Origin of the sequence: uncultured Proteiniphilum sp. (assembly GCF_937873925.1) — a bacterium.
Classification (GTDB): Bacteria; Bacteroidota; Bacteroidia; order Bacteroidales; family Dysgonomonadaceae; genus Proteiniphilum.
This window is the reverse complement of sequence record NZ_CALNAT010000039.1, coordinates 16777-33855: the sequence shown is the minus strand read 5'-3', so window position 1 is coordinate 33855 and position 17079 is coordinate 16777. Positions and strand designations below refer to the sequence as shown.

Sequence of the window (17079 nt, the reverse complement as noted above, 5' to 3'; positions counted from 1 at the left end):
TTCGGTGACTCTTTTTCCTTCCCGTCCGGCATAAATCGATAATTTAGAAATTTTCAGTTCTTTTTCCGGGAACTGCATTTTCGGTGCCCTAATAAATTCACCATGTAGCAAATACTTTAATCCGCGCATTCTGACCCTGACAACTTTCATCAAATAATTCATCTCGTTTTTCCTTTCTGTAGCCAAGAAACTCTTGTAATTTGAAATCATTGGCTGTATTCCCCATACAAAAGCTCTCGCCTGTTCCATAAGAAATTGTTCATTATACTTTTTATCTAAAAGTTGAAGAGCATCAGCCGGAGCAAATTTCTCAGGCCATAATTCGTCATAGGGAGGTGTAAGCAGAGAAGAATAACTTCCATAGGAAATAGCATAGGGGTGATAAACGGCTTGAAATAAAGGTATCGTTTCCCAGCCTTCTATTCCAGCGTATCTCTCTTTACTAACCTGAAGGGTAAGAAATAGATCTACATAAGGTAGCCAATTTTCACCAACTCCTTCACCCGACAATGCCGGTTTTTCTTCTCCTTTTGATTGAGAACGTATTTGTTCCGTTAGTCTCTCAAAATTCTTCACCCAATAATTTCCTCCTCCCAATAGATGTTCATGAGTGGGGTCAAAACACATGTAGCTCAAACAAGCCTGATCCATATAAATTCCGGGAACATGATAATAGTTGATAGTACTATCTGCCAAAGAAGCATATTTCTCTTTCCAGAAAGAAGTGCCCAAACACATCGTCGCCATTGATTTTCCAGAGAAGATATTATAAACGGTTGTTATCTCTTTTCCATTTATATCTTTCACCGTATAGCGGGATGCATTTTCTTTTTCCCAACTTTCGGTAGAAGTTCCCCACTGTATTTGATTCATATATATCAAAGGTTTCACCCCTTGCTCTTTAGCCGCTTCTACTTGTTTCATAAATGAAGTTCGGCCTTCACGGGGTGGAAAATATTCAGGGAAACCATCATCGTAAGGACATTTATGCCACCAATGCCACAATACATTGACAGGCAATCCTAATCTTTTTTTCAAATCCACGGCAGGAAGTAATACTTCCTGTGATTTGCCTCGGTTCCAAACCCACAATGGGGCTTGCTCTATCCATGACGGAACTAAGCCGTTTTTTAATCGACTTTCTTTAGACCACTTTTGCAGACTACTCCATTGCCTATAATGCTCGGCAGCGGTGAACCAATCCCCCTTAAACGAACCGATGACAGCCTCATAAGAAGGCGAATAAACATCAAGAGAAGGGTTGAATTCGGGAAAGTTATCGATCTGATAAACCAATTGGTTCGAATTATTTAAGCTTATAACAAAGTTCTTCCGATATGACAAAGTATCATTACATGATGCGTAAAACCCAATTTTATCCGGATTATAGAGGGTAAGCAACTGCATAGACATATGTCCCGGATATGGCCAGGCATAATATTTCTGATTCGTACTCAAAAAGTAAGAACGGGGATTTTTCAAAAGATTTCCCATCCAACTTGCAACTACCAGATTCTCCTCCCCCAAATCTTTCACTCCGGAAATTTTAGGAAAGATAACTCTCTCAATCTCTTCTTCTTTAATGCCGCTAAGAGATATTTTCCAAAAAGAAAAAGATTGATCCTTTTCCAATCTTACAGATACAGTTACCTCTAAATTTCGATTTTTTACTTCTGCAAAATCTTGCCAACGTAAAATCAAGTTCACACTGTCCGTTTTTTCAAAACTAAAACGTGAAGAAGACATCATACCAACAGATATTATACCGGAAGGTCTGTGTAAATTAACTTGCCAAAGCGATTCTGCTTCACTGAGTGTTTCCAATAAAGATTGATTATAGTCCAGATTTTCAAATATCTTTAAGGCTCCATTTCTCTTGTCAAAACCGAATCTTATTCTTTTATTTTCCAGATAAATATTTTTATCCTGCATCTTCTCTTTTGATGAATAAGCCGATGCTGTAGTAAAAATGTTTTTTTGTCTTCGCTTACTAATATGACTAGCAAGAATATCCATCAATTCTTTGTCCTTGGGATTCTCCGATTTAAAAAAGCGATAAATCCCATTTCCTCCTTCATAATAGGCGATAGATGATTGCTCAAAAACTCCATTTTTCTCAAAATATTTAATATAACTAACCAGACGATTACGCATGCCAGCTTTGTCATCAGCCATTGCATGGCTATCAAATTCCATTTCGACACCCATATTCATTTTTTTTGCAAAATCACATGCCTGATCGATACGATCATCTCCAATTTTCACATCGAAAAAGTGGTTAGGTTGGAGCCAAGCGAAATCGAATTTATACTCTTTCCATTTATCAAAACCTTTAGCTTTCCAATATGGTATCCAATAAAATTTTAGTTTTTTCGAACGAATATAATCACCAAGTGGTATTAAAATGTCCGCACAACGGATAGCATCTTCATCTACCCAATAAAAACCAGCCAATTCCAGGTTTTTATAATCTTGTTTTATATACTGTTCCAGAAAACGGTCAATATACCACTTACCAGCCTCAATACGATCTTCCGTTTTAGAAAAATCCATAACTTTACCGTGGATCTCACCCCAATCTTTTTGATCTAAGATAGGAGAAGGGATGCCTACCACCAACTTATGCTTGAGTTCAGGCTTTCCTCTCTTTTTTATTTGTTCCGTAATACATTCATCCAAAGCGGAGAAAGCTTTGTCTTTGGCAAATTGTCTACTTTGTAACCACTCCCATTCAGCTTTACGTGCATTTAGCTTGTTATAACCTGGAGCAAAATTTCGTCCTTTACCATCAGTGAATTCCAGAAACAAAAAGCCATCAAAAAGCCAGTTTGTTTTTCCTTCTTGGTTTTGATGAACCACATAAGGAATGAATTGCTCTTTGGTCCATTCCATAGGGCGGTGTACCCCCCCTTGGTATATAAGGACAAGATCGGCAATATTGGTTTTACCGTACTGATCTTGCGCTTGAGAGGGAAGCCAAAATCCCATTAAAAGGAAGATTACTAGAAAAAAGGATTTAATATTCATTTTGATATAATAATTTTATCATTGATTATTAATTAGTTAATTGAATATTTACCGAAGTGTTGATTAAAGAGAATCATTATTCAATAAACTGATATACTTTTGCTAACTCGTCAAATTTCTGACCTGAAGCATTCAAAAAAAGAATACCGGTAAAATCAATAAAATCTGTCTTTTCATTGATTAGCTGTAAAAAGTATATTTTAAACAGGCCGCCAGATCTCAAAGAGCTGACAGACTTGTTTACCCTGAATGTTACCATCCCATATTCTGTACTAAATTCTTATTTGTATTTATTTCATCAAAAGGAATAGGCCACAAATTAAAGTAGTTTTTGAATACCCGCGTTTCATAAACTTTACGTGCATAGAAACTCGTCGTTGTTGCAGCATTTGTTGTTGTACTGATATTCATTCCATGAAACTCTTTATTTAGAAGAGTTGTACCCATTTTCCACTGAGTTATATCGAAATAACGAAGACTCTCACAAAAAAGCTCTATTTGACGTTCTCTTAAAATAGCTTTACGCATTGCAGTTGGGTCTAATGACGAAGAAAGACCAGGTATCCCGGCTCGTTCTCTTACCAAGTTTATATGTTTTATAATATTAGGATTGCCAGGATCATATTCATTTAAAGCCTCAGCATAACTTAGATAGAATTCAGCTAAACGATATAGAACAACTGGACGATAAAGTACACTTTTGAAACTTGAAAAAGTAGGATCTACTTGTTTCCTAGGAGTGTATCCTGTTTGATTATGATACCAGTTTCCGCCCCACGATTGAAAATCAATAATAACTTTTGATTGGGGGCACATTTGGCCATTAAACATGACATCTACATAAAAACGAGGTTCGCGATGGATATACATATTATACGTTCCTTTGGGGGCTAGTAAACCTGGATAATCGGAAACATCTTCCCATTTGGTATTGGTTGCATAAAGATCAGCAGTCGAAAATCCAGTTTCAGAATAATTTGGGTCTTCTTGAATGTCCAATCCATCTTTAGTGAAAAAAGCATCAATAGTTTCTTGTGTTATTGATAGAAACCCCAAAGCATTCCCGTCCGTAAAATCTGCACAAGGTGGAGTACAAAAGCTATCCCAATTAAAATTGTTGTTCCCGTCAGTCCTTGCAAATATAATCTCCTCATTATCAGAATCAAAAAAGGTATTAATCAAAGACATGTACGGATCAATAGAACCATCCGTATTATATTCTTTATGCAAGTCGTAAACGCCCAGATCAAAAATATCTTTGATAGCGTCAGCCGCCCGTTTCCATTTTTCAACACTGTAGGTTGTGTTGAACAGTGTTGTTCCGTCAGGATTTTTTACATCTTTCAAATCGCTATTTCCATTAAACAATGGACGTGCAGCATATAACAACATTCGGGCCCTCACTGCCAAAGCAGAGCCTTTAGTTGGCTGACCGTAATACCAATTCTTATCATCTGCTTTAAGGGGTAATGATGCGGCTATATCTTTTAATTCAGTGTCAAGCCAATTCACAATTTCATCATATGGGGTACGTAAAACATTCATATCTTCAGTAAATGAAATCTCATCCAGAATAAGGGGGACTGCCCCGTAGACCTGTATCAAATAAGCATAGTAATAAGCCCTCAAAAAACGAACTTCCAACTTGGCTTTATTCATCTCTTCTTCATTAAAATCATTTGTTGTGTGTACATTGTTTAAGAATAAATGTATTTGCCGTATAGCTGTGTAGAAATAAGTCCAATAATCACAATAAGTACTGGTGGGAGAACTGGAAGTCCAGTTTCCCTTTTGAATGGCATCAGTCCAATAACTAGCGCCGAAGTTACTGGTATAGTCCAATTCGTCAGACATGGTGTTCCATCCACCTTGAGCAACAGGCGATCCTCCATACGGATATCCTATACTTATGTGATTAACGGGGATATATGAATAACAATTAGCGATCCATCTTTTTATAGTTTTTGAGTTATCAAAAACTATTTCTTGGGTCAACAATCCCTGTGGTACTTGGTCGAGATAATCTTCACATGACGTAGCTATTGAAAAAACTACAATGATTGATGTATAAAGTATCTTTTTCATAATTGATTTTTTTGATTAAAAATTTATATCCATACCCAAGGCTACAATTTTATTAATGGGGTATGACATCCCATCTGTAGAATTTAATTCCGGATCCCATAAATCTTTAAAAGATTTACTAAAAGTTAATAAGTTAGTTCCACGCAAATAGACCCTCATTGGAATAATCTTATTTTCTGTTATGTTCAGTTTAATATTATAACCGACTTCCACATTTTTCAAGCGACAGAAACTGGCATCTCTTAACCACCACGTCGATGGTTGTCTGTTGTTATTATTGGTACCTCCAGTATATAAGCGGGGCCAAAATACATCTTGCCGCGGATTATCTACCGTCCAGCGATCATCGATATTGGCATATATATTTCCTTGAATTCCGCTGTTTTCGGCCGGATAAAAGAAGGAAGAGTTTTGTCCCAACAGGAGAGAAGTATTCTTAGTTCCCTGGAAAAGAAACCCTAAGTCAAATTTCTTATATTGAATAGTAGCACCAAATCCATATACGATTTCCGGAATTGCAGAATAACCAATGGCGATCTGGTCATAGTCGTTTATTACCATATCTCTATTAACATCGACATATTTAATGTCCCCCGGTTGAACTTTATTCATGAATGCCGGTACAGGAATTCCATCTTTCAGAGTTCCATCTTCATTAAAGTTATCATCAGCGTATAATTTTTCAGCCACTAGTCCGAATAATTGTCCATATCGTTTTCCTGTTTTATTCTGGTAAGAATATTTTGAATCAGGTTCATCCATTTCTGTTATTTTATTCCGAGCAAAAGTAAATGAACTATTTACTGATAAAAACAAAGACTTGGTTATTTGCTTATTAACAATTAGACTCATATCAACTCCATGATTCGACATTTTTCCCACATTCCCATAAGGTAAATTTTTGATTCCCGTTGTGGCAGGTATGGAATTTCTTCTCATATAAATATCGTTCCTGTTTTCCCAATAGTAATCAATGTTTAGGTCAATCATATTTAACATCCCAAACTCCACTCCCACATTGGTTTTTCTCGCTTTCTCCCATGACATTTCCGTATCTCCATATTCATTAACCCCAACACCTGTCCACGTGTATTTTCCATCGGCTCCCCATGAATAGCCGCTTAATCCTGTAGAAAAAAGAGTGAGGTAACCGAAACGACGATTGGTGGAGATTTGGTCATTTCCTACCAGTCCGGAAGATGCTTTTAGTTTAAGTTTATGCATGTATTTTCTCAAAGCGTCGTTATAAAAAGGCTCTTGTGAGATATACCAGCCGATGGCTAAAGAGGGAAAAAAACCATATCTTTTACCAGCTGCAAAATTTTCAGAGCCATTGTATCCAAAATTACCTTCTATAAAATAACGTTCGTCATAATTGTAGGTTAGTCGTCCTGCTATACCATTATTCCGATAAGGGAGCGAACCCACTTCACTACTTGCCGGGGCAATTCTTTTACTATGCTGATTATAAAGAAGTAATCCTGACACATTATGCGCTTCATAAAATGTCCTTTGATAATTCAACTGGACTTCCAAATAGGTGCTCCTTGTACTGGCATTTGTTTCTCCCGTCAAACCTATATAATCTGTTCCCTCCTCGGTCGATGTAAAGATTAAATTTTCCTCCATATCCCGTCCTGTTGCATAATAAGTAGTGGGAGTTTTTCTAAGAGTCGTTGTTTGATTGTTATAAGCATCAAATGAGAAAAGACCTTTCATACTCAAACCTTTGGTTATAAAATCGAGCTTCTGCTGAAGTGAAATACTCGATTCAACTTGGTTTTCTTCATTCATCTGATAACCCGAATGGGTAGAAGCCATCCACGGGTTCCATTGAGTACCTTTCAAATGAGCATATGAACCATCCGAATAAATTTTAGGATAACTGATCGGAGTTACAGCTGATGCCATTTCAAAAATAGTTGATAAATCATATCCAGGATTTCTTTTTTCCTTATAAAAACCAGCAAGGTTCAATTGAAATAAGGTTGTTTTGCTCAAATCGATATCAATATTACTTCTAAAGTTAAAACGGTCAAATTTTAATTCCGATTTTTTGTCCTCCATTTCATTGGTTTTCAAGATTCCATTTTGGTGTAGGTATCCACCAGATACGTAATAACGAATATTTCTGCCGCCTCCGCTTATGTTTAGGTTTATTTTTTGATCTTGAGCAAAATCACGGAAAACCTCATTCATCCAATCCACATTAGGATACAAATCAGGATCTTTTCCCAAGCGGGTTTGATCAATAGCTTCTTGCGAATATGTTTCGACGATCCCTACGTTACGACATGCTTCGTTGAAAATTTGCATATATTTTACTCCATCTACATAGTCAACAAGTTTTACAGGGGCATTCATATTACTTTCAAATCGAATCTGAATGCTGGGCTCACCCGTTGTCCCTTTTTTAGTATTGATCAAAATTACCCCATTCGCACCCTTTACCCCATAAATCGCAGTTGCTGTGGCATCTTTCAGAATAGAAAAAGATTCGATATCAAGCGGATCAACATCGTCAATATTTCGTTCAACCCCATCTACTAATACCAAAGCTTGTTGTGAACCCGCATTAAAGGTACTTACCCCTCTGATCCAAAAATCACTTTGATCGCTACCTGGTTCTCCTGAACGTTGAACAGCCAGTATACCAGCTAATTGTCCGGCCAAATTATTACTTAAATTAGCATTCGATGTAATCAGTTTTTTGGGTTCTATGGTCGCAATAGAGCCAATAATGCTGGCTTTTTTTTGAGTTCCATACCCCACAACCACCAATTCTTCCAATGCCTGGGTATCCTCCACTAAAGTAATGTTAAATGTTGTTTTGCCTGTGGCATTGATTTCCTGAGGAAGATAACCGATATAAGAAATTTGAAGCACAGCATTATTTTCTACTTTTAGCGTGAAATTTCCGTTCACATCAGTGACAGTTCCATTAGTTGTACCTTTTTCTATAATATTGGCGCCGATAATGGCTTCGCCTTCTTTATCAGTAATTGTTCCGGTCACCTGCTTCTTTTGTTGTTGGACAATATCTTTATTCGTGATATCATGCGAAGGCTTTTTTATAATGTAAATTGAACGGTCGGAAACAAAATAAGTATTACCGGTTGCACTGAGGATTTCGTTCAGGATCTGCTCGATTATCTCATTATCAGCATTTACCGTGACTTTCCTGTCCGCATCGAGGATATCGTCCTGGTAAAAGAAAATAAATCCGCTGCTCTTTTCTATTTCGGAGAAAACCTGCTTAACCGTCTTGTTTTTCAGATGAAGGGATATCTTTGTCGACTGGGAATAACTATTATTGGAGAAGCAGACGCCAATACCCAACGTAAAGAATAAAAAAAACACTCTCATAATTAGACATGTCCTTCTAATATTAGCTTTTTTTAAGCCAAGATATTTGTTTTTTGTCATACATTTGTAATGATTTAAATTTGAAACTTTAACTGGTTTTACATTTAAGTTCTGACCGGATGATACTGGAACTATCATCCGGTTGCTGTTTTAGGGAATCAGACTTTCTTCATAGGCATTTTCTTTTAAAATTCAGTTGTTGAGTCTCCTTCAATAAGACATCTTTACATTTTCGACCATAAGAACCAATTGAAAATCAATGGTCGGTTCTACCCGAAATTGGCAGTTTAGGGATTTCAGGAGCGGTCTCAGTTCTTCTAATATTCAGGATTTAGCATTGATCGTATAACTTCCGTTGGCATTTTGCCGGTATATTATGGGTAATGCGCGGGATAGTTCCTCCAGCAGTTTGTTCATGTCGTCTTTCAGGTCGAGTTTCCCGGAACATTTCAGCTCTGCTATCGCGGCGTCGCATTCAATCTTTATGCCGTAGTACCGTTCGAGACGGATGACGATGTTTCCCAGTTTTTCACTTTCAAACTGGTATAATCCTTGTGCCCATAAAATATAGATGTTTGCATCCACGTTTTCAACGGAACAGGAGTTCTCAAGATTGGAATACTTTTGATTGGGGCTCAAAATTATTTCCTTGTTGTGCGCATTGGAAGAAATACTGACCGAACCGGATAATAGTACTACGCTATTTACTTTATCGGCTTCATACGCCGACACATTGAACTTCGTACCCAATACCTCTATATCCATCTGCCTCGTTTTTATCACAAACGGGCGTTTCTTATCTTCGGAAACTTCTATATAGATTTCCCCATCCACATAAATTTCCCTTTTTCCTTTGTCGAATTCGGCAGGATATACAAGCCTGCTGCCCGCGTTCACCCATACTTTTGTCCCGTCGGAAAAAGTTATCACGGAGCGTTTCCCGTAAGGGATGATCAATTGGTTATAAGGCGATGTTTCTTCTTTGAGGATAAGGTTGTCGTCGGCTTTTATCGCATCTTTTTCATATTGGATGGAAGATTCCTTATTATTTAAAACGACCGTATTGTTTTCCGATACGATCAGTTTAGTGTCGGACGAATAGAGGTCGTTATTGTCGGGTAATGCCTGGGCAAAGGTTGAGATATCCTGCACATGATCGTTTTTATTGAAGAGAAGGGGTAGGGATATGAAGATAGCAACACTCGCGGCTATGGCGGATACGCCCATGACAATACGCTTTGAAAGCCTTCTTTTCTTTTTATGACGGATCAGGCCTTGTAATGAAACCAGGCATTCGGATATTTCCGGATGGGACATTCTGAAATCATTGAACCTGATATTGTCTTTATACAAGGTAACAGCCTCTTCTATCCCCAATTTCAGAACCGGATATTTTTCAACGGCATCGTTCCAGAACAGAGTGTCTTCTTCCCGGTTGAAGAGTTGCCACCTGAGAAAATCCCTGTCCTTGAGGAAATCTGTTGCGGTATAGTTTTTATATTTATCTGCCTGCATCTATCCTGCCTGTTTTCTATATATACAAACTGGATGATCTTTTGTCCCCATTTTTTCAAAAAAAATGAAACGAGCATGAGAATTATTATCACACAAGTACATGATTAAATGTGAGTTCCATACGATACATTTGAAAGTCAATAATTTTAATCGTATGAAAATTAAGGAAAAATCAGCATACACAAACAGATCAATAGCAGTTGTTCGTCGTCCCTCAACCGTTTCAGGGAGCGGGAAATCAACTTCCGGGCGGCATGCGGTGTTATGTCCATTATTTCGGCAATTTCCTCGTATTCCAATTCCTGCATAAAGCGGAGATATATCGCTTCTTTTTGTCTGGGGGTCAGTTTCGAAAGGAGGTCTTCTACCTGTTGTTGAATAATAGTACGGTCTTCTTCATTGATGATCCGGTCCAGTACCGTTGTCGTAATAGAGAAACTCAGGACATCTTCGGAAATACCGGTCATGGTTGAAACAACCTTGGATTTGTAGATGTTGTAAAGCCTGTTTTTAAGGGATTTCAGCAAAAAATACTTTAAATGATCGATAGAAGAAAAATCTTTTTCCTCGAAATATATCTTCAGGAATATATCCTGAACGGCATCCTTTACGACTTCTTTTTCCCCTCCCAGGCTTATTCCATAAGCATACAAATCGTTTATATAAAATTCATAAAAAAAAGAAAACGCATGATCATCCCCTTCTTTGAATTTTGTGAATAAACTGATATGATCGGGAGTAGAAACGTCCATAATCGGTGTGATTTGCATGCATATCGTGTGCAAATGTACACAAAAATCGATTTACAAGAGGATTGATGGGAAAATAGTTTCCGATCGGGAGAATAATGGCAGAACTACTGACAACCCAACAAGTATAAAGCGAGCTTTTGCCGGTTGCTAAAGAATAGATCAAAATCACCCGACAAATAACATCAAAATCGACCGATGAAATATATCAAAATCGACCGATGCCTTTGGTTGTTACAAATTAATAGCATACTTTTGCAAGAAACAAAGCGCAGATATGGAATATTTAAAACGAATTGCAGATAAACAACTTAGCTTACGCCTTGAGGCTTTTGGCGCAGTTCAGATAAAAGGGCCGAAATGGTGTGGTAAAACAACCACCGCTGAAATGCAGGCGAAGAGCGTGATAAAAATGCAAAATCCGGATACCAGGGAAGGTTATCTGGCAGCTGCTCGTACTAAGCCATCGTTGTTATTGAAGGGTGATACTCCCCGGTTGATAGATGAATGGCAGGTAGCACCGATATTATGGGATGCGGTTCGTAATGCGGTGGATGAGCGCGGACTGAAGGGTCAGTTTATTCTTACCGGCTCAACGGTGATAGATAATAAAGAGATCATGCATACCGGTACCGGGCGTATTTCACAGATGTCAATGTACCCTATGAGCCTTCATGAATCGAAGGAGTCTAATGGAAAGATTTCTTTGAGGGAACTCTTTGACAATAAAGAGTTGGACATAGACGGGATCACTTCTGATTTGTCTATTGAGCACCTTATTTTTGTGGCATGCCGGGGCGGATGGCCTGCGTCTTTAGACAACATGAGCGATGCAGCCAAGCTACTGATAGCCAAAGATTACGTGAATATCATTTGCGAAGAAGACATTTCGAGAGTGGATGGGCGGCAACGAAATCCTGCCCTTGCCCGGTTAATCATGCGCTCTTATGCAAGAAATCTTTGCACATTGGCCAAGAAAACGGCTATATTGGCCGATGTATCCATTGAAATGGAGAATACCGCCATGTCGACTTTTGATGATTATGTGAGTGCGTTGGAGAGACTTTTTGTCATTGACGATATGGAAGCGTGGAGTCCTGCTATTCGTTCCAAGACCGTCATCAGGACGGGGAAGAAACGTTGCTTTGTCGACCCATCTATTGCCGTAGCTGCCATAGGTGCGTCTCCCCAAAGCCTCGAACTTGATTTAAAGACTTTCGGCTTCGTCTATGAGTGCTTATGTATGAGGGATTTGAAAGCCTATTCGCAGGTCTTGGGTGGAAGATTATCGTATTATCATGACCGTTTTGGATTGGAAGCTGATGCAGTCCTCCATTTGGATGATGGCCGATACGCGCTTATTGAGTGTAAACTCGGCAGCCGGGAAATAGAAGAAGGGGCTAAACATCTGTTGGAGCTGAAAAGACTTGTCCGGGAAAAGAATGAAAAGGAAGAGCAGATAAAGATCCGGCTTCCTGACCTCTTGATTGTCCTGACAGGTGGTGAACTGGCTTATACCCGCGAGGACGGCGTGAATGTTATTCCTATTGGGTGCTTGAAAGAGTGACTTAAATTATATTAAAACACACTAACCTGCAATTTATGTAACCTCGGTTACAATTTATACTGGTTCTGATTAGTATTTTTGCAAGCAGCATGAAATATTTTCTTTAAAGCTAATGCATATAGACTGGGTTCTTTCAATATATGCAGCACTCTGGAAATATTCTGCTCTAATAAAAACATTATTAAAAATAAAGACTATGGCAACATATGAAAAATCAAAAATTATCGTCCTCGAAGAATCCATTGATTACACTTCGGGCGGAGTAATCAGCAAGCAGGTCACAAAAAACAAGGCAGGGAACATTACTCTTTTCTCTTTCGATAAAGATCAGGGACTGACCGAACATACCGCCAACTACGATGCTTTCGTGCAGATACTGGACGGAGAAGCAGAAATACGGATTGGCGGCGTACCGCATCTTCTGAAGAAAGGGGACTGTATTATTATGCCGGCCAATGTACCACACGCCCTGAAAGCAGTTGAGCAATTCAAGATGTTACTCACCATGATACGGGGAGAAGAATAATTATGAGTGAAATCATCAATAACTCCCTGCAACGCAAAGAGCTGTTGCGCCATCTCCTCCTCAGACTGCACGAGGGAGATAATCCCGAAGTACTGCGCCAGCGGTTGATAGAGGTGCTACGAACCATCCCTTATAACGAAGTGGTGGAAGTGGAGCAGGAACTGATTAGCAGCAACGCACTCACCGCGGAAGAGATACTGGAATTCTGCGACCTCCATACGGCCGTACTCGACGGAAGCATCGACCTGCAAGGGGCAAAACAGATACCTGCCGGCCATCCGGTAGATACTTTCAAAAAAGAGAATCGGGCTATCCGTGAACAGATCGACGCTTACGAAGGGGTGAAGAAAAGGATCCCGGGCATCACCGATTTACAAGTACCCGGATACATACTGCAACTGCGTACTATCTTCAACAACTTCTCCGATATCGACAAGCACTACTTACGGAAGGAGTACCTGTTATTCCCGTTCCTGGAGAAGCACCTGATCACCGGTCCGCCCAAAGTGATGTGGGGCAAGCACGATGAAACGCGCGGACTGTTGAAGAATGCACACGAAGCGCTTGCATCGCCTATCTCCGGTACGGAAGAGTTAAAGTCGACCATACAGTTAGTACTGGATCCTACGGTAGAAATGATCGCCGGAATGATCATGAAAGAGGAAGAGATCCTGTTACCGATGGCGATGGATACGCTTACCGAAGAGGAATGGTATAAGGTGTACCGGGAAACACCGGAATTCGGCTATTGCCTGATCGATCCCCGGGAGGAATGGCAGCCAGCAGGTGTAGAGGTAAAGCAACAGGAATATGTAGCTTCCGATGGTATTATCCTTTCTTCCGGTGGATTCTATCTCGATGAACTGGAGGCGTTGTTCCTTCATCTGCCTCTCGACATCACCTTTGTGGACAAGAACGACAAGGTACGCTTCTTCTCCCACAGCCCGAACCGCGTGTTCGACCGCAACCGTTCGATCATCGGCCGCGACGTAAGAATGTGTCACCCTCCCGCAAGCGTACATATAGTGGAGCAGATCCTCACCGACTTCAAAAGCGGGAAAGAGAATAAAGCTGTTTTCTGGATGTCGAACTTCATGGGACGTTTTATTTACATCGAATATTCCGCCGTCCGCGGAAAAGAGGGCGAATACCTTGGAGTGGTGGAAGTAACGCAGGATATAACGCAGATGCGAAAGCTGGAAGGCGATCAACGGCTATTATCATATGAACAGAAATAGAACGGAATCACCCCCGACACCAAAGTTGCGGAGTTGCTGTAACCGTCTCCCCGGCTACGGATGGTTACATCTTTAAACATATAGGTATTATCACTAATTCTCAATAATTTACCACTAGCGGCATTTATATTCCCGAGAATAACCTCCTCTGTTTTGATGTATGGAAACTTTTCCCGATAGGAATCATCTCTCATTTCTCTATTGAAATCAGCAAAAACAGCAACTCCCTCATAGTCCGCGGGAGGGTCGGCATCCTCAATTCGGAGGGTTTCAATGGTGATCCGTGCAGGCATATAGCATGTGTAACCAAAATCGTGTTGCCCCGAATTAGATCCCCCTATCAGGCTTACATTGCCGCTCTGCAGACCGGTAGGAATAAAAACACAGTCGCGTATAATAAATTCACCCTGCCAGGTACTGCCATAATCGGAACGAAGATTGATGAGGTTTCTGCTGGCTATGGTGGAGTTCTCGACAATAAAAACCCCGCTGCCGATAGCGTTAATCCCCTGGTGCCCCAATGTTGAATTACGAATGGTGGCATTCGCAACCCCCATATGCGCATCAAACCGGGAAAAAGTACAATTATCGTACACGAGGTTCTTACAATAGTTGGAGCCAATAATCCCCCAATAGGTACGGTCGTGAATGTCGTTCGTCTGGCTGCAATTTTCGAAGGTGACATTCAACGCCCGGTTGACGGAGATGTCATAACTTCCCATAGAGACCGTAACCCCTGCCGATCCAATGGTCTGATACGTTTTCCGCCCGGTGAGAAGAGTATTCCTGACGGTCACGTTGGCACAGTTACTGATATGAATGAAACCACCATAAGGTGCCCCTTGGTCTCCTTCACCGGTGACAAGGTGTTCCAATCCGTCTATCACCACATTCGATCGCCGGATTGCCAAACCACGGCTATAGTAACTGTATTTCGATTCCTCTCTGTTGGCGATGGTCGTAAAACGTCCTCCGGAAATGGTCAGTGTCATTTCATCGACAGGGAGAAAACTAATCTCCGTGATCTGGTCAAAATCCCAAATGATAGGCGTATTTTCATCTACTTCTCCCTCTTTATTCACTACAAAGATGTCTGTTTGAGGGGATCCGTTATTTTGATTAGGACCGTACCGGATGTAACGTCTGACATTGGAGTCGGTAACAGTCACCAGACCGGCTCCCGGCAGGGAAGCATCAATTTTGTGCTGATTCCTTTTTAAGGTGGCGATACCCTCCGGTTTAATGGGCTGCAGGGTGGAAGTAACAGAGAAAACAGGAGCATTCCGGTTTTGGACAGCGGTATCATCAATGATAAAGGCTGCATTGCCAAAATCGGTATTGGTCCGGATATCTACTGTATGATTTTCTCCTCCAATGTAATACGTAGCCTCATCATCAGCTTTTACCGTCAGTCCATGCCGATTGGCAAATGCATGTGTGGCGGCGATAGCCTTTATATCATCGGTTTTCCCGTCACCCCTGGCGCCAAAGTCGCTATAACGGACCCACCCTTTGGAAATAAAGTCACAGCTATCCTTTGGAGAAACCTGAGAAAGGTCAGTTACCCGTATATGCAGTCCCCCCGAGCCGTTCGTGTCGACCTTCCTGTTTTTTGTTTGCGCTGATATTGTTGTAATACTCCCCACAGTAATCGCGAGGAGAAAAATGAGACCATTGTTTTTCATCATAACTTTATTATAACAGAATATATTTTCTGAATGCGATACAGGGGTTAAAAAAAAGCCGGCTCAATGAGCCGGCTTCTTCAGTTATAGAATGTCCTATTAATCCGTAACGCGTATGTAGTACCGGCAACAGAATTCCCGGATCTTACAGGTTCGGATTGACGCTGTTCCACTGATCTACCGGCGGAATAATACCCATGGCGATCACTTCGTCACGCAGTTTCACTAAGTGTCCGTAACTCTGTCTGAGTTCTGCTATTTCGGCATCGGTACCTTTCACTTCGCCGAATGAAACGCCGTTTTTATCGAGTGTGGTCTCCATCGCCATCATAATATGTTCAAATCCAGGAATATTCACATAGCATCCTGACGGCCAACGGAAAGATTCACCCCCCATAGTAGCACGGATCATCTCAACCGAGGTATAGGACGGACTCTGGAAAGAAGAACGGCCGCGCAACTTAATGATATTGGCGCCACCTTTGGTCACACGTTGTTTCAACTCAGCCCACGCTTCATTGGAGAGAGCATCTGTTCCGACAAGATCGGCAAGAGGCTTGCCATCCACTTTGGCTGTAGAAGCAAAAACAGCCATCTGTTCGCCGTGGCCGCCATAAGTACGGGCACCCGTCACTTTGCTCTGTTCCACACCGAAATGTTTCGCCAGTTCGCTTTGCAGACGGGTACTGTCCAACGCCGCCAATGTTGTCACTTGCGAAGGTTTCAGGCCGGAGTAGATCAATGCCACCAGACCGGTAATATCGGCCGGATTGAAGATGATGGTCAGATGCTGCAGTTCCGGGCAATATGCCTTGATATCTTTTCCGAGTTGGGCTGCGATTTCGGCATTGCCTTTCAGCAGGTCTTCACGGGTCATTCCGTCCTTACGGGGTGCACCACCTGAAGAGATCATGTATTTGGTGCCGGTGAACGCTTCTTTCACATCTGTGGAGGAGGTGAAATTCACTCCTTCGAAACCACAGTGACGCATTTCTTCCACTACCCCTTCCAGACCCAGTGCAAACGGGTCATAAAGGCAGATATTGGGCGTTAAACGCATCATGGCAGCTGTTTGCACCATATTGGAACCGATCATGCCGGCAGCTCCTACAATCGTTAATTTGTCGTTCGTCAGAAAGCTCATAATTGATTTATATTTGAATGTTAATAATACTTCGATTTCATCAGACTATTTCTCGCAACGGCATAATCCAAGCAAGCTTGTCTTCTACCCGTATTGCTTAACGAAATAGTTCGTATAAAAGGATAATTTGAAGCGTCAAATATACAAAATATTGCCGGATCCGAAGGCATGCCAACT

10 protein-coding genes are annotated in these 17079 nt (G+C 40.8%); 3 read left to right on the top strand and 7 right to left on the bottom strand.

Annotated features, from left to right (window positions below; genetic code table 11):
• From Q0502_RS02700 to Q0502_RS02680, 5 genes are all read right to left on the bottom strand, one after another.
• The coding region (locus Q0502_RS02700) for a DUF6259 domain-containing protein (protein WP_298646814.1) at positions 1-3027 on the bottom strand (3027 nt) is incomplete at its 3' end.
• A 252-nt stretch (positions 3028-3279) separates the two neighbouring features.
• Positions 3280-5112, bottom strand: a complete 1833-nt coding sequence (locus tag Q0502_RS02695) for a RagB/SusD family nutrient uptake outer membrane protein (RefSeq protein ID WP_298646811.1) — start codon at positions 5110-5112, stop codon at positions 3280-3282.
• A gap of 15 nt (positions 5113-5127) precedes the next feature.
• Complete coding sequence (locus Q0502_RS02690; protein ID WP_298646808.1) at positions 5128-8538, bottom strand: TonB-dependent receptor; 3411 nt, start codon at positions 8536-8538, stop codon at positions 5128-5130.
• Between the two features lie 264 nt (positions 8539-8802).
• A complete protein-coding gene (locus Q0502_RS02685) occupies positions 8803-9993 on the bottom strand; it encodes a FecR domain-containing protein (RefSeq protein WP_298646806.1) in 1191 nt (396 codons plus the stop codon).
• Positions 9994-10154: 161 nt separating this feature from the next.
• Complete coding sequence (locus tag Q0502_RS02680; RefSeq protein WP_298646804.1) at positions 10155-10745, bottom strand: RNA polymerase sigma factor; 591 nt, start codon at positions 10743-10745, stop codon at positions 10155-10157.
• Positions 10746-11019: 274 nt separating this feature from the next.
• Here Q0502_RS02680 and Q0502_RS02675 point away from each other — a divergent pair, with 274 nt between their 5' ends.
• From Q0502_RS02675 to Q0502_RS02665, 3 genes are all read left to right on the top strand, one after another.
• A complete protein-coding gene (locus Q0502_RS02675) occupies positions 11020-12309 on the top strand; it encodes a DUF4143 domain-containing protein (protein WP_298646802.1) in 1290 nt (429 codons plus the stop codon).
• A gap of 196 nt (positions 12310-12505) precedes the next feature.
• Positions 12506-12835 (top strand): cupin domain-containing protein, encoded by a 330-nt coding sequence (locus tag Q0502_RS02670; RefSeq protein WP_298646800.1) that lies wholly within the window; start codon positions 12506-12508, stop codon positions 12833-12835.
• A 2-nt stretch (positions 12836-12837) separates the two neighbouring features.
• Positions 12838-14073, top strand: a complete 1236-nt coding sequence (locus Q0502_RS02665) for a DUF438 domain-containing protein (RefSeq protein WP_298646798.1) — start codon at positions 12838-12840, stop codon at positions 14071-14073.
• On the opposite strand, the gene Q0502_RS02660 is transcribed toward Q0502_RS02665, so the two are convergent.
• Together Q0502_RS02660 and Q0502_RS02655 are read right to left on the bottom strand one after the other, a co-directional pair.
• On the bottom strand, positions 14043-15761 hold the full coding sequence (locus Q0502_RS02660; protein WP_298646797.1) for a hypothetical protein: 1719 nt from the start codon (positions 15759-15761) through the stop codon (positions 14043-14045). The genes Q0502_RS02665 and Q0502_RS02660 overlap by 31 nt on opposite strands.
• 142 nt (positions 15762-15903) lie before the next feature.
• Positions 15904-16902, bottom strand: coding sequence for a malate dehydrogenase (locus tag Q0502_RS02655; protein WP_298646795.1), 999 nt, complete (start codon positions 16900-16902; stop codon positions 15904-15906).
• Between the last annotated feature and the right edge of the window lie 177 nt (positions 16903-17079).

What these genes read in the sequence shown, in the direction of transcription:
- Q0502_RS02695 (WP_298646811.1), bottom strand. Translation starts at nt 5,112, where the DNA reads ATGAAAAAGATACTTTATACATCAATCATTGTAGTTTTTTCAATAGCT.
- Q0502_RS02690 (WP_298646808.1), bottom strand. Translation starts at nt 8,538, where the DNA reads ATGACAAAAAACAAATATCTTGGCTTAAAAAAAGCTAATATTAGAAGG.
- Q0502_RS02685 (WP_298646806.1), bottom strand. Translation starts at nt 9,993, where the DNA reads ATGCAGGCAGATAAATATAAAAACTATACCGCAACAGATTTCCTCAAG.
- Q0502_RS02680 (WP_298646804.1), bottom strand. Translation starts at nt 10,745, where the DNA reads ATGGACGTTTCTACTCCCGATCATATCAGTTTATTCACAAAATTCAAA.
- Q0502_RS02675 (WP_298646802.1), top strand. Translation starts at nt 11,020, where the DNA reads ATGGAATATTTAAAACGAATTGCAGATAAACAACTTAGCTTACGCCTT.
- Q0502_RS02670 (WP_298646800.1), top strand. Translation starts at nt 12,506, where the DNA reads ATGGCAACATATGAAAAATCAAAAATTATCGTCCTCGAAGAATCCATT.
- Q0502_RS02665 (WP_298646798.1), top strand. Translation starts at nt 12,838, where the DNA reads ATGAGTGAAATCATCAATAACTCCCTGCAACGCAAAGAGCTGTTGCGC.
- Q0502_RS02660 (WP_298646797.1), bottom strand. Translation starts at nt 15,761, where the DNA reads ATGATGAAAAACAATGGTCTCATTTTTCTCCTCGCGATTACTGTGGGG.
- Q0502_RS02655 (WP_298646795.1), bottom strand. Translation starts at nt 16,902, where the DNA reads ATGAGCTTTCTGACGAACGACAAATTAACGATTGTAGGAGCTGCCGGC.